We start from the raw sequence: 16,431 nt of genomic DNA, 5'->3' as shown, positions 1-16,431 counted from the left end.
ATGGTCGACGCTCAGGCGCCGGGAAGCACCTCGGGTGTGGCGGCGCCGGCGAAGTAGGGCTCCGGAGCGCCGAAGAGGCCGAGCAGGCCGGTTACCCAGAGCTGCCGGTGCACGAACCGGCTCGGTTCGGTGACCACCAGCTTGACGCCGCTGACCTCGGCTGTCTGGAAGCCGGCGACCATGGCGCTGATGCCGACGGAGTCGATGAAGGTGACCAGCCTCATGTTGAGCTCGATGCGGAGCGGACGGCCCTTGGCCAGCACCTCCGCGATCGCTTCTCGCACCTCGTACGCTGTGTCGACGTCGATCTCGCCTCGTGGGGCGATCTCCACGACTCCACCGGACAGAACTGATTGCACGATCGACAGGCTCACGCGAGCACCTCCACCCGCCCGTCCCCCGGGCGCCTCATCAGTACGCGGGCCGCGACCGAGAGTATTCCTCCGACGGCCTCGGTCGCCACCCCTCGGGATGAGCAATTCACGGATCCGGGCTCACAAAGTCGCCCATATCCCCACTTTTCGGTATCTGATCACTCAATACTTTTCGTCATCTGCTCAGTCGACAATCGGTCGGAACCAACGTGCCGCGGACAAGGGTAGCGGCCCCAGCCCGACGCGCCCGACAACCGACCTGACCCGCGCCTCAGCCCCGAGTGGTACCGGCGTGTCGCGCCTGCCCACCGGCAGCAGATCCAGGCCCATGGTTGTCGACGCCGCCTAGCATCGACCCGGGACACCCACCGTGACGGAGAGGACCTTCGATGATCAAGAGACTGGCTGGGCTGGCCGGCGTCGGCGTACTGCTCGCCCTCGTGCTGGCCTGCGGGTTCGGTGGTGGCGGGGACGACGATGACGACGATGACGACGACTTCGCCCGGGGCGCTGCCGTGGTGACGGTGCGCTGAACCGGCCGGTGAGCCGTGCCGGCCGGGTTTGCGCGCGGTCGGCGCGGGGCACTGCGGGGTGAGCGAGCCGTGACGGCTGGACAGACGCCGAAGTCCGAAGTGGTTGGCGGCTTCGGCACCCGAGGAGGTAACCACGATGTTCGGAACCAACCTGCTGGACCGCCGCAGCAAGCCGGAGCGGATCGCGGACCAGGCGTGGGAGCACCTGGTCTCCGCCGTCAGCTCCGCGGGCGACAGCGTCCGGGACACCGCCCGCTCGGCCCGCCGCAGCAGCGGCGACCTCGCCGACGGCGCGGGTGACCTGGTGGGTTCGGCGGCCGAGGAGGCGCGGCGGCGAGCTTCGCGTGCCTTCGACGCGCTCGCCGGCCGCCAGCCGGCGCTGCCCTGGACGCTGCTGATCGGCGCCGCGCTGGTCGGCGCGGCGGTCGGCTGGGCCGTCGGCTCCGCCGCCCGTGCCGCCGGCAGTCGGGATGACCGCGCGGTGGACGACGTCGAGTTCGTCGACGTCGACCGCCCCAACTCCCCCGTCGGCCTGGACGACTGACCACCCACCCACCCGCCACGGGCCCCGCTCGACCTCCGGGTCGGCGGGGCCCGCTCGCGTATACGGGGCAATTTTCAGGGCCGGTCCGCCGGGGTGCCGGACCCCTCAGGCAGCCCCGGCGGGCCGGTGTAACGGAGGGTGGTCCGGGCGCACCCCCGGACCACCCAGGTCAGCGACTCGTGCAGGTGACGGTGGCCGGGGGTGAGTTGCTGCCGGTCCACGAGCCGAGGAACCCGACGGTGGTGCTGGCTCCGGCGCCGAGCGCGCCGTTCCAGCCGCTGTCCCGGACCGAGACGACGGCCCCGCTCTGGGTGTACGTGCCGCCCCAGAGTTGGCTGATCCGCTGCCCGTTCGGGAAGGTCCAGCCCAGCGTCCAACCGGCGATGGGCGCGCTGCCGGAATTGCTGACCACCAGTTCGGCCTGGAAACCCCCCGACCAGGAGCCGGTGACCCGGTACGTCGCCGCGCACCCGGCACCCGGAGGCGGCGTGGTCGGAGGCGTCGTCGTCGGAGGGGGCGTGGTCGGCGGCGGCGTGGTGGGAGGCGGCGTGGTGGGAGGCGAGGTAGTCGGGGGCGGCGTGGTCGGCGGCGGCGTGGTGGGACCGCCGGTGCGCTCGCCGACCAGGATGCCCCTGCCGTTGGTGCCGAGGTAGACCCGGCCGTAGACACGGGGATCGCCGGTCAGCGCCTCGGTCGGGTTGCCGTACTGGTGGCGGTCGTCGTTGACGCGTACCCAGGTCGTCCCGCCGTCGTCGGAGCGGTGCACGCCGGGCTGGCCGTCCACCGTGCCGTAGAGGAAGACCGCGGGGTTGGTGCGCCCGGGCGCCGCCTTGCCGAAGCCGACGTTGCCCGAGGCGCTGACGCCGCTCAGCTTGGCGAAGCTGGCGCCCGAGTCGGTCGAGCGCCACAGCCCGCCGGGCCCGGCCAGCCACAGCTCGCCCGACCGACCGGGCAGAGCCTTGAACCGGACGTCGGAGGTGGGCAGCCCGGTCGCCGCCGTGGCGGTGAAGCTCGCCCCGCCGTTGGTGCTGAGGTAGACCCGCCCGCCGCTGAAGCCGTAGAACCGGTTGGGGTCCACCCGGTCGGACTCGATCGTCGCGTTGGCCGGGATGCCGGTGGACGCCGCCCAGGAGTTGCCGAAGCCGACCGAGTAGACCACCTGTTGGCCGGCGTCGCCGGGCGCCCAGACGAACCGGCTGCCGTCGGCCGCGGCGGCGACCGTACCACCGGTGTTGACCCCGGACGGCTCGGTGCCCTGGAACCAGGTGGCCCCGCCGTCGGTGGAGAAGGCGACGTGACTGTCGCCGGGCCGGTCGGCGTCGGTGAAGTTGCCGGAGCGGACGAGCACGGCCGGCTTGCTCTCGGCGTAGTCCAGGCTGGTGGTGCTGGTGAAGACCGGCTGGGTGAACAGCATGGACGGGATGGTGTCCAGGTCGTTGTGCCGGAAGCCGCCGATGTCGCCGAGCGCGCTGATCAGCGGCGCGCCGCTGGGCGGGCTGATCAGGTCGAGGACGGCGGTCTCCTCCAGGCCGCGCACCATCGGCTTGATGGTGAACTGGCCGCCGGTGTCCCACCTGGTCAGGTCGGTGGTGCCGTAGATGGTGGCGCCGGTGCCGTACATCATCCGGTTGGAGTCGTGTGGGTCGATCTCCACCGACTCGTTCATCCAGCCGAGCTTGGGTGCTTCCTCCGGCGGTGCCGGGTTGACGCCGAAGGTCAGCCAGGGCACCGAACTGACGTCCATCGTGTAGCGACGGGTCTTCTCCGGGTAGTTGCTGAACTCCCAGATCCGGGTCCAGCTCGCCCCGCCGTCGGTGCTGCGGAAAAAGATCGCGTCCGGCCACCAGGAGACCTGGGTGGCGACCAGCAGCGTGTTCGGGCGCTGCCGGTCGATGGTCAGACCGCTGTAGCCGAAGTAGGCGTCCGCGCTGGTGGACGGCACCGGGCTGATCCGCGTCCAGGCGCCGGTCGACCGGGTGAACTTCCAGACGTCGCCCTTGCCACCGTCGTACGGGCCGCCGGTGTCGCTGGTGGCGATGTAGAGGTGACCGCCGACCGGGTCGACGACGCCCTTGTGGGCGAGGTAGCCGGTGGGCTGGCCGGGGATGCGCGCCCAGCTGACGCCCCCGTCGGTGCTGCGGTAGACCGGATTGTCCTTGTCCGCCACACCCACGTAGATGGTCTGCGTGGTGGAGCCGGCGGTGCCGGTGCTCTTGTCGAAACTCACCCAGGTCAGGCCCTGGTTCTGCCCGTTGTAGCCGTTCGGGTCGCTGGGGTCGGCCCGGTAGTTGCCGGCGTTCGGGAAGGCGGTGACCCGGGCCCACGTCGCCCCGTGGTCGGTGCTGCGCCACAGCCCGTTGCCGCCCTCGGCGCCGTAGTAGACGATGTTGTTCCGGTTGGGGTCGACGGCGAGCCGCTCACCCATCCCCCGGCCCGGCATGTTGCCGCCGTTCTTGAACGGCAACTCGGTGATCTGCCAGGTGGCGCCCTTGTCGGCCGAGCGCAGGATCGCGCCGTTGTTCGGGTCCCACCCGTTGGTGTACATGCCGACCGCCGCGTACACCCGGTTGGTCTGCACCGGGTCGGTGGCGATGCTGACCACCCCGTTGTAGCCCCACCGGTCGGCACCGACCCAGTCGAGCAACGGCGTCCACGACTGGCTGGCCTGCTCCCAGCGGTACGCCCCGCCGATGTCGGTGCGGGCGTAGATCAGGTTTTTCTCGGTGGGGTTGAAGACGATGCCGGGTACGAAGCCGCCGCCGCCGACCTGGACGTTGCGCCAGGTGTACGCGTCGGCGGCGGCCAGCGCCGACGCCGAGCCGGCGGCGGTGAACGGGGTCACCACGACGGCCGTGGCGACGACCAGCGCGGACACGGCCGCACCGGCCAGACTTTTCAACAAGCGCGGTTCCTCTCGGGAGGCACGCCCGGGGGACGGGAGCGGCGGGTAGTGACGCCGTGGCCCGGGGGACGGGCACGCGACGCTGGGGACGGGCCGGAGCTGCCCTGGCTCCAACCACCCGACGCGACGGCTCTCCGCTATCGAGGAACGCGCTTACCGTAACCGATCCGGAGCCGCTTTGGAAGCGCTCCCATCGATGTTCGTGCCCGGGCTGGACCCGTCACCCGCACCGGATGAGGACGGGTCACCCCGGCCGGCGGCAGGATCGGATCCCGGGCGGGCCTTCGGCCGCGGCCGTCACCCGGTCCGCCAGTCACACAGCGGAGGAGGGACCGATGGCCATCGCGACGATCAGCCGCACCGACCAGGACATCCAGTCCGCCGTACTCGACGAGTTGACCTGGGAACCCCGGGTGCAGCCGCACGAGATCGGCGTGACAGTCGCCGAGGGCGTCGTCACGCTGACCGGGCGGGTGGACAGCTACGCCAAGAAGTGGGCGGCCGAACGGGCCGCGCACCGCGTGGTCCAGGTCCGGGCGGTCGCCAACGACCTGGCCGTGCGGCTACCGGGCAGCGCCGAGCGCACCGACCCCGACCTGGCCGCCGCGGCCGGCCACGCGCTGGAGTGGGACGCGTTCGTGCCCATCGAGAAGCTCCAGGTCACCGTGTCTGCCGGCTGGGTGACGCTGCACGGCGAGGTCGAGTGGGAGTACCAGCGCCGGGCCGCCGAGCGGGCCGTCTGCCGGCTGACCGGCGTACGCGGGGTCAGCAACGGCGTCGCCGTGCGACCGGCCGCCCCGCCGGACGGTGTCAACCTGGCCGAACGGATCGTCGACGCCCTCGCCCGCGCCGGGGCCACCGAGGCCGAGCGGATCAGTGTCCGGGTGCACGGTGACACGGCCGTGCTCGCCGGGCTGGTGCACTCCATGCCCGAACGTACCGAGGTGGAGCAGGTGGCCTGGTCCGCGCCGGGCATCCGGGAGGTCCAGAACCACATCGCGGTCGCCCCGGTCCTGCGCTGACCGCGAGCGCGGAACCACCCGGGGCGGGTGAGCCCACCTCACCCGCCCCAGGTGCAGGCTGGGGCCATGAGTGATCCGAACGGGCTGATCCAGCCGGGACGCCCCGCGCCCGGTTTCACCCTGGCGAGCACTCCGGACGGGCGCCAGACCGGGCCCGAGCAGTTCCGGGGTCGACCGGTCGTCCTGGCCTTCTACCCCGCCGACTGGAGCCCTGTCTGCGGTGACCAGATGTCGCTCTACCAGGCGGCGGCACCGGTGTTCGACCAGTACCAGGCGGTGGTGCTCGGCATCTCCGTGGACAGCATCTGGTCGCACCGGGCGTTCGCGCAGAGCCAGGGCATCGAGTTTCCGCTGCTCGCCGACTTCGAGCCCAAGGGCGAGGTGGCCCGCCGGTACGGCGCGTACACCGCCCAGGGTGTGACGGCACGGGCGCTCGTGGTGCTGGACCCGTCCGGCACGGTGGCCTGGAGCTACCTGTCCTCGCCGGAGGTCAACCCGGGCGCCGACGGGATCTTCGACGCGCTGGAGCGGATCGCCGCCGATCGGAAGGTGATGGCCGGATGACCACGCCACTTCAGGTGACCGCCCGGCTGCGGGAGCCGATAACCGTCGAGGACCACGTCCGCGGGCCGTCGAACGCGGCGGTCACCATCATCGAGTACGGCGACTTCCAGTGCCGGTTCTGCGGTGCCGCGTACCCGAACCTGCACGAGTTGCTGCGCCAGCGCGCCGACACGGTACGGCTGGTCTACCGCTACTTCCCGATCGCCAACGTGCACCCGTACGCCGAGCGTGCGGCCGAGACGGCCGAGGCCGCCGCCAGTCGGGGCCGGTTCTGGGAGATGCACGACTGGCTGTACGAGCACCAGGACCAGTTGGACCCGGTGCACCTCTCGCTCGGCGTCGAGCAGCTCGGACTGCCGCCGGACGAGGTGAACGGCGAGGTGGAGCGCGGGGCGTACGCCGACCGGGTGCGCCGGGACTTCGTGGGCGGGATCCGCAGCGGGGTGAACGGCACGCCGACCCTGTTCATCAACGACGTCCGGCACGACGGCGGGTACGACCTGCCCGACCTGCTGGCCGCCGTGGACGCGGCGGCCGACGCCTGACCCTGCGCGGCTGATCGGCCGCTCAGATCAGGCGCAGCTCGCGCGCCCGCCGGACCGCCTCGCGCCGGCGGGTCGCGCCGAGTTTGCGGTAGATGTTGCGGACGTGGGTCTTCACCGTGTTGACCGAGAGCGACAGCTCGGCGGCGATCTCCACGTTGGACAGGATGCTCTGCAGGTAACGCAGGATGGTCAGCTCCCGTTCGGTGAGCGGCTCGTCGAGCGCTCCCGCTGGCTCGCCGCCGGGTCGGGCCGTGCTCTGCTCGGCCCCCCGCACCAGGTCGCTGACCAGCGGGAAGTGCGCGGTGCCCGCGTCCAGGTGCGCGGCCAGCAGGTCCCGCACCGACGGGTCGGCGCGCGTGAAGACCCGCCGGCAGCCCTGTGCGCCGGCCAGGTCCAACACCTGCTCCAGGGTCCGGCCGACCCGGCGCGCGTCCCCGCCCCGGTCGGCCAGCACCGCCTCCAGCAGGCCGGCGTCCAGGCGTACCGGCAGGGGCCAGGCCGCGGCGGGCGGCGCCTGCCAGTCCGGCAGGGCCCGCCCGGCGGCGGAGAGGTCACCGGCTCGCAGCTCCAGCCGGGCCAGGGCCACGGCGAGCGCCGGGCTGTCCGGGTCGCCGCTGACGTCGGCGAGCAGGGCTCGGGCGCCGTCCTGGTCGCCCCGCTCGGCGCGGATCTCGGCCTCGACGGCCCGCAGCAGACCCGACAGCTCGGCGGCGGCCGGCTCGTCGGGCAGTGACTCGCGGGCCTGGACGAGCATCCGCTGGCCAGCGGCCGGGTCTCCGGCGTCGCGGTGCAGCTGCGCCCCGCACCACGCGGCCAGGGCCGTCGCCACCGGGTCGCCCCCCGAGTTGGACCAGTCGTGCCCGGAACCCGCCTCGACGACGCCGACCGGGCCGGTCGCCGGCACGGCGAGCGCAAGGTTCGCGGCAGCCTCCTCGGGCTGGTCACGGTGCAGCGCCACGACGGCCAACGCCAGGTACGCGTAGGCGCAGTCGAGCCGGCAGGACCAACCTCGGCACGGCGGCATGCCCAGGGCGTCGCGGGCCGCCCGCTCCGCCGCGCGCAGCTCGCCGCGCACCGCGAGCAGCAGGGCGGAGCGACTGGCACAGACCAGCTCGGTACGGGGCCGACCCGCGTCCCGGGCCGCCACCCGCGCCCGGATGAACCGCGCGGTGGGCAGCCCGCCGCCGGCCAGCTCGACGAGCCCGAGAGCGGTGCCCGTGAACGCGCGCAGGTCGGCGTCGTCGGCGCTCGACGCGGAACCGGGTGCCGGATGTGCGCTGGCCGGCCCGGTCGGCGGGGTGTCGACCGGACGGGTGCGCAGCAGTCGGGCGGCGGCGGCACGGACCTCGGTCCGGTCACCGGCGAGCCGGGCCATGGTCAGTTCCAGGGCGGTCGCCATCCGCTGGAACCGGTCCCGGCGCGGCACCGGCAGGGTGTTCGCATATCCGACGGCGGTACGCAGGTGGCCGGTGGCGGCCGGCAGGTCGCCGACGTACGCCCGCTCGGCGGCGCAGGCCAGGGCCACCTCCGGATCGGCGCGGACCACGTCCGGCGGCGGGGACGGGGGTGCCGGGCCGCGGACCGGTTCGTCGTCGTACCGGGTCAGCTCCGGCCAGTGCGCGACGAACAGGTCCCCGGCCAGATCCCACCGGCCGGCCGCCAGGGCATGCCGCAGCCCGTCGGCCGGACGACCGTCCCCGGCGTACCAGTCGGCCGCCCGTACGTGCAGCTCACGCAGCTCGTCGCTGGGCAGCCGGGCCAGCTCGGCCCGGAGCAGGTCGGCGAGCAGTGGGTCGCAGCGGTACCAGGGTGGGCGGCTGTCCTCCCGGCGCAGGAGGCCACCGGCCCCGGCCAGGTCGGCCAGCGCCTGCCCGGCGTCGGCGCGGCCGGTCAGCGCCTCGGCCAGATCGGCGCAGATGGTCTCGGCGAGGGCGGTGCGGCGCAGCAGGTCCCGGTCGGCCGGGTCGATCGCCGCCAACACCTCCTCGTGCAGGTAACCGGCGATCTCCGGTTGGTCGCCGCCGAACTGCCCCACCCAGCGCTCCGGGTCGGGCTGCCCGCGCAGCGCCAGTGCGGCGATCCGCAGCGCGGCCGGCCAGCCCCCGGTGCGTTCCCGCAGTCGGCGTACCGCGGTCGCGGGCAGCGCCGCGCCGTGCGCGGTGAGCAGGTCGGCCACCTCATCGTCGGTGAAGGCCAACTCGTCCGGGCCGATCTCGGTCAGCTCACCGGCGAGGCGCAGCCGGTGCAGGGCCAGCGGCAGCCCGGCCCGCGCGCCGACGACCAGGTGCAGCCGCTGCTCGCAGTGGCGCAGCAGGAACTCCAGCCCGGTCAGCGCCGCCGGGTCGGTGACCCGGTGCAGGTCGTCCAGGACCAGCAGCACCGGACGTTCCAGGGCGGCCAGCCCGGCCGCGAGCAGTTCCAGTTGGTCGGGGCGCGGCGGCCCGGCGGGCAGCGGGGCCAGCGGGTTGTCGTCCGCCGCCCCGGTCGCGGTCCGCAGCGCCGCCGCCAGGTACGCCCACAGCCGGTCGCCGTCGTCGCCGGCCTCCACCGACACCCACGCCGGCTCCGGCCCGACCTCGGGCACCACCAGCGGCCCGGAGTCGGGCACCAGCGGCCCGGCGTCGGCCTCGCGTGCGGTGCCGGCCAGCCGCACCCAGGTGGCGAGGAGCGTGGTCTTGCCCCAACCGCCGGGCGCGGTGACCAGGGTGACCGGCCCGGCGCTGCCCTCGTCGAGCCGACGCAGCAGGCGGGGCCGGGCCACCACGGGCTCGGGCGGCACGGCCGGGGTCAGCCGGGATGCCAGCAGCGGCGGCTCCCCGGGGAGCCCCGCCGCCGTACCCACCCGCACGCGATCACGCTGTTCCGTCACCCGGCCCCACCCCCCGCCGACGTCCCACCCCCCGGTCGGCGAGCGGTTACCCGACCAGGGCCGGTTCACCCCTTCCGGGCGAGCCCGCTTCACCCGGCCCCGACCGACGATCGGGGGACGTGGACCTGGCAGGACGGGTGGGACCGATGGGACGGCTGAGGCGCGCGGGATCCGCCCTGGGCGGCGCTGCGCTGACCGGGGCGGTGCGGCTGCTGCGCGTACCCCGGCGGTGGTGCCGGCCCGGCGCGGACGGCGACCCGGCCGCGACGGCCCGGTGGGAGGTGGTGACGGTGGATCGCCCCCCGGAGCAGGTGCTTCCGGGCGGCCGGTGGCCCGAGCCGCTGCGCCGCCTGGACGGCGCGGTCGAGGTGCGGGTGCGCCCGGCCCCCGGCGACCGGGGCACCGAGCTGGCCGCCCGGCCGCGGGCCAGCGCCGCACCGACGGTCGGCCTGGCCGCGCACCTGGTCGGTGACGACCCGCGGCTGCTGGTCCGCCGAACGCTGCGCCAGGTCAAGCAGCACGTCGAGGCCGGTGAGGTGCTGCGCGCGGACCGCTCCGCGCTGGACCGCCACGAGGCCCGCGGGTGAGGGCGCTGTGCTGGGTGGCCGCCGACGAGTTGGCGGTACGCGAGGTGCCCGACCCCGAGCTGCGCAACGAGCGGGACGCCATCGTCCGCGTCCGGCGCAGCGCCACCAATGGTGCCGACCTGCCGCTGCTGGCCGGTCGGGACCCGCTCGTGCGTGCCGGTGACGTCCTCGGCACCGAGTTCCTGGGCGAGGTGGTCGAGGCCGGTCCGGCGGTCCGGCGACACCGGATCGGGGACCGGGTGGTGGTCGGCGCGAGCGTCGCCTGCGGTGGATGCTGGTACTGCCGTCAGGGCCGGCACTCCTGCTGCGACAACGGCAGCACCGACCCGGCGACCGCCGATCTTGGCTGGGGTCACCCGGACGCCGGCTGCTTCGGCCGACCCCGGGCGGCGGGCGGCTTCGCCGGCGGTCACGCCGAGTACGTCCGGGTGCCGTACGCCGACGTGGGCGCGTTCCGGGTGCCGGACGCGGTCGGCGACGACCGGGCGCTGTTCGCCGCCGACGCGGCGCCGACCGGCTGGCTGGCGGCCGAGCTGGGCGAGGTGCGGCCCGGCGACGTGGTGGCGGTGTGGGGTGCCGGTGCGGTGGGCCAGTTGACGGCCCGCGCGGCGATGCTGCGCGGTGCCGCCCGGGTGCTCGTCGTGGACCGGCACGAGGAACGGCTGCGGATGGCCGAACGGCACGCCGGCGCGGAGCCGCTCGACTACCGCCGTACCGATGTCGGGTCGGAGCTGCGGGACCGCAGCGGTGGACGCGGCGCGGACGTGTGCGTGCTGGCCGTCGGCGCACCGCCCGCGCGGTCCCTCGCCGAACGTCTCGCCGGCCGGGGCGCCGACCGCCCGGACGCGCTGCACGAGGCGGTGCACGCCTGCCGCAAGGACGGCGTGGTGGTGGTGCTCGGCGGTGCGGACGCGTTCGTCGACGCGTTCCCGCTGGGCGCGGTGACCGACAAGCGGCTCACGCTGCGCGGGGCCCGCCGACCGGACCTGCGGGACGTGCCGATGCTGCTGCACCGGATGGCCCGCGACGAGCTGCGCACCGAGCACCTGGCCACCCACCAGTTGCCGTTGGAGGACGGCCCGCACGGGTACGCGCTGTTCCGGGATCGCGCCGACGGGTGCGTCCGAGCCGTGTTCACGCCGTGAACCGCCCTCGGCGATCGAGGTCGATGGGTGGCAGACTCCGGGGATGGCTGGGGAGCGGACGTACGACGTGGTGCTGTTCGGCGCGACCGGGTTCACCGGCGGATTGACCGCTGAATACCTGGCCCGGCACGCGCCACCCGGGTTGCGCTGGGCGCTGGCCGGGCGTAACCGGGATCGCCTCGACGCCGTACGCGCCCGGCTCACCGCGATCGACCCGGCGCTGGCCGACCTGGCGCTGCTCACCGCCGACGTGACCGACGCCGACTCGCTACGCGCGGTGGCGCTGAGCGCCCGGGTGGTCGCCAGCACCGTCGGCCCGTACATCCACCACGGGGAGCCGCTGGTCGCCGCCTGCGCCGAGGCCGGCACCGACTACCTGGACATCACCGGCGAGCCGGAGTTCGTCGACCTGATGTACGTCCGGCACCACGCCGAGGCGACCCGCACCGGCGCGCGGCTGGTGCACGCCTGCGGGTTCGACTCCATCCCGCACGACCTGGGCGTCTGGTTCACCGTCAAGCAGCTGCCCGCCGACGGTCCAATCTGCGTGGACGGCCACGTGCGCGCGGGTGGCCGATTCTCCGCCGGCACGTACCATTCCGCGCTCACCGCGTTCTCCCGGACCGGGGAGGCGAGCCGGGCCGCCCGCGCCCGCCGGGCCGTCGAGCCGCGCCCCACCGACCGCCGGGTCCGGGCGGTGCCCGGCCGGCTGGCCCGCTCGGCGGAGCTGGGCATCTGGACCGTGCCGCTGCCCACCATCGACCCGCAGGTGATCCGCCGGTCGGCGGCGGCCCGCCCCGAGTACGGCCCGGACTTCCGCTACCGGCACTTCGCCGCCCTGAAGCGGCTGCCGACGGTGCTGGTCAGCGCGGTGGGGCTCGGCGCGCTGGTCGGCCTGGTGAAGCTGCCACCCACCCGACGCTGGCTGCTCGGTCGGCTCGCGTCCGGGCAGGGGCCGACGCCGCAGCAGCGAGCGGCGTCCTGGTTCCGGGTCCGGTTCGTCGGCACCGGCGGCGGTCAACGGGTGGTCACCGAGGTCGCCGGCGGCGACCCGGGCTACGACGAGACGGCGAAGATGCTCGCCGAGTCGGCGCTCTGCCTGGCACTCGACGACCTGCCGCCGACCGCCGGTCAGCTCACCCCGGTCAGCGCGATGGGTGACGCGCTGCTCGACCGGCTGATCCGGGCCGGGCTCACCTTCCGGGTGCTGGAGCGGGGCGAGAGCCCGGCGGAGCGTGGGACCGGGTCGGCGGCTTGACCCTCGACCAGGTCGAGGGGGCAGGATGCCGGATGTGGTGAGCGACCTGCACAGCATCGGCGAGCTGGCCCGGGTCAGTGGCCTGACCGTGAGCGCCCTGCGCTTCTACGACTCGGCGGGGGTGCTGGAGCCGGCCCTGGTCGACCCGGTGACCGGCTACCGCTGGTACACCGACGAGCAGATCGGCCCGGCCCGGCTGGTGGCCGGGCTACGCCGGGTCGGCATGCCGGTGCCGGAGATCGCCGCCGCGGTCCGCGCGAAGCCCGCCGAGGTGCACCGCCTGCTCGACGCGCACCTGCGCCGGCTGGCCGATGGGCTCGCCGACGCCCGCCGCGAGATCGTCCGGCTCCGCGCCCTGGTCGACCCGACGCCGGCCACGGCCACGACGCTGCTGCTCTCCCCCGCCGGGTTGGCCGCCGCGCTGGACGCGGTGCGCTTCGCCGTCGGCGTCGACCCGGAGCTGCCGGTGCTCTGCGGGGTGCTGCTCGACGTGGAGCCGGACGCTGTTCGGCTTGTCGCCACCGACCGGCACCGACTCGCGCTGGCCCGAGCGGCGGCGGACGTCGACGGTCCGCCAGCGCGGATGCTCCTGCCGGTGGACCTCGTCGACCGGCTCCGCCGGCTGCTCGACAACGCCGACGCCGAGCCGGTACGGCTGACCGTGGCCGGCACCGACCTGCGGGCGGTGGTGAGCGGCCGGACGCTGACCGGCACGGCCCTGCCCTACGACTTCCCGGATTACCGTCGGCTGCTGCGCGAGGCGGTCGGCGAGCGGCCCGCCACGTACCGCATCCCGGTGGACGTGGCGGCGCTGCGTGCCGCGCTGACCGACCCGGCCGCCCCCACGGTGGTCCGTGAGCACGCCGGCAGGCCGCTGGCGGTCAGCGTCCTCGGCCTCGACGACCGGGGTGACCTGCGCCTGCTGGACCCCACCGACCTGCCCGAGCCCCACCCGGCCGGCACGGGCCGCGAGCCGCACCGGGCCGGCGGGCTGCGCATCGGGGTGAACGGTGACTACCTGCTCGACGCGCTGGACGCGGCCGGCGGGCCGCAGTTGGTGCTGGAGCTGGACGGGCCGATCGCCCCGCTGGCCGTACGCCGTCCGGACGACGCGGACACCTTCTCCGTGCTGATGCCGATCCGGCTCTGAACCGGGCCGTCACTCCCCGTCCCGGGTCGAAAGGGGCGCGACGGTAGCATCTGGTGGTCCACCTGACCCCGGACGGAGGCGTACGGAGCAGCATGCTCGACATGGAGTTGATCCGGAAGGATCGCGAGGCGGTGGCGACCGCGCTGGCGAAGCGTCTGGATCCCGCCGAGGTCACCCGTGCCCTGGACGAGATCCAGCGGCTCGACCAGGAACGACGCGCACTCATCACGGAGATCGACGCCGATCGGCAGCGCCGCAAGGCGGAGGCGCGGGCGTACGCGGAGGCGAAGCGCGCCGGCCGCGAGCCGGAGGCCGCCGCGCCCGATGCCGGCCGCCGGCAGCTCTCCGAGCTGGAGTCCGAGCTGGACGAGGTGCAGGCCCGGCTGCGCACCGCGATGAGCGAGCTGCCCAACCTGCCCGCCGACGACGTCCTCCCCGGCGGCAAGGAGGCCAACCGGGTCGTCAAGACCTTCGGTGAGGCCCCGGTGATCGAGAAGGTCCGCGATCACGTGGAGCTGTCGCGGATGCTCGGTCTGGTCGACCACGAGCGGGGCGTGAAGCTCGGCGGCTCCGGCTTCTGGATGTACACGGGGATGGGCGCCCGCCTGGAGTGGGCGCTGCTGAACTTCCTCATCGACGAGAACATCAAGGCCGGCTACGAGTTCCTGCTGCCGCCGCACCTGCTGCTCGACACGGCCGGTTTCGCCGCCGGGCAGTTCCCGAAGTTCTACGACGACGTCTACCACCTGGACCGGGAGTCCGCCCCGCGCGGGCAGTTCCTGCTGCCCACCTCGGAGACGGCGATCCTCGGGGCGTACCAGGACGAGATCCTGGAGACGCCGAAGCTGCCGCTGAAGCGGTTCGCGTACACGCCGTGCTACCGCCGGGAGGCGGCCGGCTCACACTCGGACGAGCGCGGCACCGTGCGGGGCCACCAGTTCAACAAGGTGGAGATCTTCCAGTTCACGCTGCCCGAGCAGGCGGACGCGGCGCTGGAGGAGATGGTCACCCACGCCGAGAGCCTGGTCGAGAAGCTGGGGCTGCACTACCAGCGCAGCCTGCTGTCGGCCGGCGACGCCAGCGCGTCCATGCGCAAGACCCTCGACATCGAGGTGTGGATGCCGAGCATGGACAAGTACAAGGAGGTGTCGTCGGTCTCCTGGGGCGGCGACTACCAGGCACGCCGGGCGGCCATCCGCTACCGCGAGCCGGGCGGCAAGCAGACCCGGTTCGTGCACACGCTCAACGGGTCGGCGCTGGCCACGAGCAGGCTCTTCCCGGCCATCCTGGAGCAGTTCCAGCAAACCGACGGCAGCGTGCAGATCCCCGAGGTACTACGCGACCGCCTAGGCACCGACCGCCTAACCCCCACCCCGCGCTGACCCCCCGGCCCGCACCCAGCCCGTTGATCATGAAGTTATTGCCCCTCACCTCGGCGTGTCGTGGCAATAACTTCATGGTCAACAGGGCTGGGTGTGGGTTGGGGGGTGCGGGGGCGGGAGCGGGCTTTTAGGAGCAGTAGGGCTGTCAGGGCCGCTAGGAGGAGTGCTGGGCCTAGTTTGTCCAGGGCGGCGGCCAGGGTTTGTTGGACGTGGGCGGCTGCGCGGATCACCGGGTCGTGTAGGGCGTCGCGGCGGCCGTCGAACAGCCGCAGCTCGTACCAGCCGTACCAGGCGACGTACCCGCCGCTGAGCAGCAGCACCAGGCCGCTGAGCCGGGGCACCAGGGCGCCGGCGACCCGCAGCCGGGCCACCAGGCCGTCGCGCAACAGCGCCACACCGAGCGCGGCGACCGCGACCACCAGACCCATCCCGAGGGCGTACGCGCCGAACAGCGCCAGCCCTTCGCCGGTCGAGCCGGCCTGGAGGCTGGTCACCACGATGGCCAGGAACGGCGCGATGGCGCAGCCGAGCGAGGCCAGCGCGTACGCCGCGCCGAACAGCGCCATCGACGGCCAGGAGCGGGTCAGTCGGGGTGCCCGCGCCGACCAGCCGGGGGCGGGCAGTCGCCGGCCGGCGAGCAGCCAACAGCCGGCCACCACCAGCAGCACGCCGAGCGTCATGGTCAGCCACGGCAGCCGGGACCGCAGCCAACCGGCGAGCGGCGCGACCGCCAGGCCGAACGCGCCGAAGACCAGCACGTACCCCAGGGTCAGCCCGGCCGCCGCGGTGAGCGCGCGGCCGACCGCGCCCCGGGTGTCCGACGGCCCGGCGACCAACAACGAGAGGTACGCCGGCAGCAGCGCGAAGCCGCACGGGTTGACCGCGCCGAGCATGCCGGCGGTCAGCGCGAGCAGCAGCGGGGCGGTCACGCCCGGGCCAGCGCGGCGACCTTGGCGGTGAGCGCCTCACCGTCCAGGAAGCCCTGGTGGACCACCTTGCCGTCCCGGTCGATGATCACGAAGATGCTCTGTTCGGTCACCTTGAACCGACGCCAGAGCGTCCCTTTGCGGTCGTCGATCTGCGTCGTGCCGTCCAGGTCGAACTCGGTGACGAAGTCCTTCATGGCCTTCTGTTCGCCGAGCCCGGCGACGCCGACGATCGGCACGGTGTCCCGGTAACGCGGCGCGATCTCAGCCACCGTCCACGCCTGACTGGCGCAGGTGGCGCACCACGGCGCCCAGAACCAGAGCACCACGGGTCGGCCGGCGAGCCGCGTCGCGTCGAACGCGCCGCCGGTGAGGGTGGTGCCGGCGAAGCGCAGCGTGTCCGGGATCGGGGCGGGCGCGGCCGACGGCGGGTCGGCCGGTGTGCCGGTCGGCGCGCTGGTCGGGGCCGGCGCGGCCCCGGCGGCGGCAGCGTCGGGCGGCACCGTGCCGGTGCAGGACGCCGTGGCGAGCAGGGCGGCGACGAGCGCCCCGACGGTGGCGGCGCGGGGCAGAAACCCGACCGTTGTTCGCCCGATCCCCATCGGCATCCGCTTCTCCGTTCGTCGTCAG

At 74.1% G+C, this 16,431-nt stretch carries 15 protein-coding genes; 10 read left to right on the top strand and 5 right to left on the bottom strand.

What is annotated here, in order from left to right; all coding sequences use genetic code 11:
• Positions 1-11: 11 nt before the first annotated feature.
• Entirely contained in the window at positions 12-374 is a 363-nt protein-coding gene (locus tag ABZ780_RS13585; protein ID WP_357011795.1) for an STAS domain-containing protein, read from the bottom strand.
• Positions 375-763: 389 nt separating this feature from the next.
• Between ABZ780_RS13585 and ABZ780_RS13580 the strand changes: the two genes are divergently transcribed.
• A complete protein-coding gene (locus ABZ780_RS13580; RefSeq protein ID WP_357486090.1) occupies positions 764-907 on the top strand; it encodes a hypothetical protein in 144 nt (47 codons plus the stop codon).
• 136 nt (positions 908-1,043) lie between these two features.
• Positions 1,044-1,451 carry a hypothetical protein gene (locus tag ABZ780_RS13575; protein WP_357011791.1) on the top strand — a complete coding sequence of 136 codons (408 nt, stop codon included), beginning with the start codon at positions 1,044-1,046 and terminating at the stop codon, positions 1,449-1,451.
• 169 nt (positions 1,452-1,620) lie between these two features.
• On the opposite strand, the gene ABZ780_RS13570 is transcribed toward ABZ780_RS13575, so the two are convergent.
• Entirely contained in the window at positions 1,621-4,353 is a 2,733-nt protein-coding gene (locus tag ABZ780_RS13570) for a cellulose binding domain-containing protein (RefSeq protein ID WP_357486088.1), read from the bottom strand.
• Positions 4,354-4,688: 335 nt separating this feature from the next.
• On the opposite strand from ABZ780_RS13570, the gene ABZ780_RS13565 reads away from it, so the two are divergent.
• The 3 genes from ABZ780_RS13565 (at position 4,689) to ABZ780_RS13555 (ending at position 6,484) form a co-directional block, all read left to right on the top strand.
• Positions 4,689-5,375, top strand: coding sequence for a BON domain-containing protein (locus ABZ780_RS13565; RefSeq protein WP_357486086.1), 687 nt, complete (start codon positions 4,689-4,691; stop codon positions 5,373-5,375).
• A 66-nt stretch (positions 5,376-5,441) separates the two neighbouring features.
• Complete coding sequence (locus ABZ780_RS13560) at positions 5,442-5,939, top strand: redoxin domain-containing protein (protein WP_357011785.1); 498 nt, start codon at positions 5,442-5,444, stop codon at positions 5,937-5,939.
• Entirely contained in the window at positions 5,936-6,484 is a 549-nt protein-coding gene (locus tag ABZ780_RS13555; protein WP_357486084.1) for a thioredoxin domain-containing protein, read from the top strand. Before ABZ780_RS13560 ends, ABZ780_RS13555 begins: the two co-directional genes overlap by 4 nt.
• Before the next feature lie 22 nt (positions 6,485-6,506).
• Here ABZ780_RS13555 and ABZ780_RS13550 read toward each other — a convergent pair whose 3' ends face one another.
• Positions 6,507-9,353 carry a LuxR C-terminal-related transcriptional regulator gene (locus tag ABZ780_RS13550; protein WP_357486083.1) on the bottom strand — a complete coding sequence of 949 codons (2,847 nt, stop codon included), beginning with the start codon at positions 9,351-9,353 and terminating at the stop codon, positions 6,507-6,509.
• Positions 9,354-9,499: 146 nt separating this feature from the next.
• On the opposite strand from ABZ780_RS13550, the gene ABZ780_RS13545 reads away from it, so the two are divergent.
• From ABZ780_RS13545 to serS, 5 genes are all read left to right on the top strand, one after another.
• Complete coding sequence (locus ABZ780_RS13545; protein WP_357486081.1) at positions 9,500-9,940, top strand: hypothetical protein; 441 nt, start codon at positions 9,500-9,502, stop codon at positions 9,938-9,940.
• Complete coding sequence (locus ABZ780_RS13540; protein ID WP_357011777.1) at positions 9,937-11,085, top strand: alcohol dehydrogenase catalytic domain-containing protein; 1,149 nt, start codon at positions 9,937-9,939, stop codon at positions 11,083-11,085. The genes ABZ780_RS13545 and ABZ780_RS13540 overlap by 4 nt, the downstream gene beginning before the upstream one ends.
• Before the next feature lie 43 nt (positions 11,086-11,128).
• A complete protein-coding gene (locus tag ABZ780_RS13535) occupies positions 11,129-12,343 on the top strand; it encodes a saccharopine dehydrogenase NADP-binding domain-containing protein (RefSeq protein WP_357486079.1) in 1,215 nt (404 codons plus the stop codon).
• Between the two features lie 25 nt (positions 12,344-12,368).
• Positions 12,369-13,493 carry a MerR family transcriptional regulator gene (locus ABZ780_RS13530; RefSeq protein ID WP_357011773.1) on the top strand — a complete coding sequence of 375 codons (1,125 nt, stop codon included), beginning with the start codon at positions 12,369-12,371 and terminating at the stop codon, positions 13,491-13,493.
• A 92-nt stretch (positions 13,494-13,585) separates the two neighbouring features.
• The gene (serS, locus tag ABZ780_RS13525; RefSeq protein WP_357486399.1) at positions 13,586-14,875 is read left to right on the top strand and encodes a serine--tRNA ligase; all 1,290 of its coding nucleotides are present in this window, start codon (positions 13,586-13,588) and stop codon (positions 14,873-14,875) included.
• A 35-nt stretch (positions 14,876-14,910) separates the two neighbouring features.
• On the opposite strand, the gene ABZ780_RS13520 is transcribed toward serS, so the two are convergent.
• Positions 14,911-15,804, bottom strand: coding sequence for a cytochrome c biogenesis protein CcdA (locus tag ABZ780_RS13520; protein ID WP_357486077.1), 894 nt, complete (start codon positions 15,802-15,804; stop codon positions 14,911-14,913).
• The gene (locus ABZ780_RS13515; protein WP_357486075.1) at positions 15,801-16,409 is read right to left on the bottom strand and encodes a thioredoxin-like domain-containing protein; all 609 of its coding nucleotides are present in this window, start codon (positions 16,407-16,409) and stop codon (positions 15,801-15,803) included. The genes ABZ780_RS13520 and ABZ780_RS13515 overlap by 4 nt, the downstream gene beginning before the upstream one ends.
• Positions 16,410-16,431: the final 22 nt, after the last annotated feature.

Origin of the sequence: Micromonospora sp. NPDC047467, assembly GCF_040643095.1 — a bacterium.
Classification (GTDB): domain Bacteria; phylum Actinomycetota; class Actinomycetes; order Mycobacteriales; family Micromonosporaceae; genus Micromonospora.
Note: the sequence above shows the minus strand (reverse complement) of the source record. Positions and strands in the feature narration are given on the sequence as shown.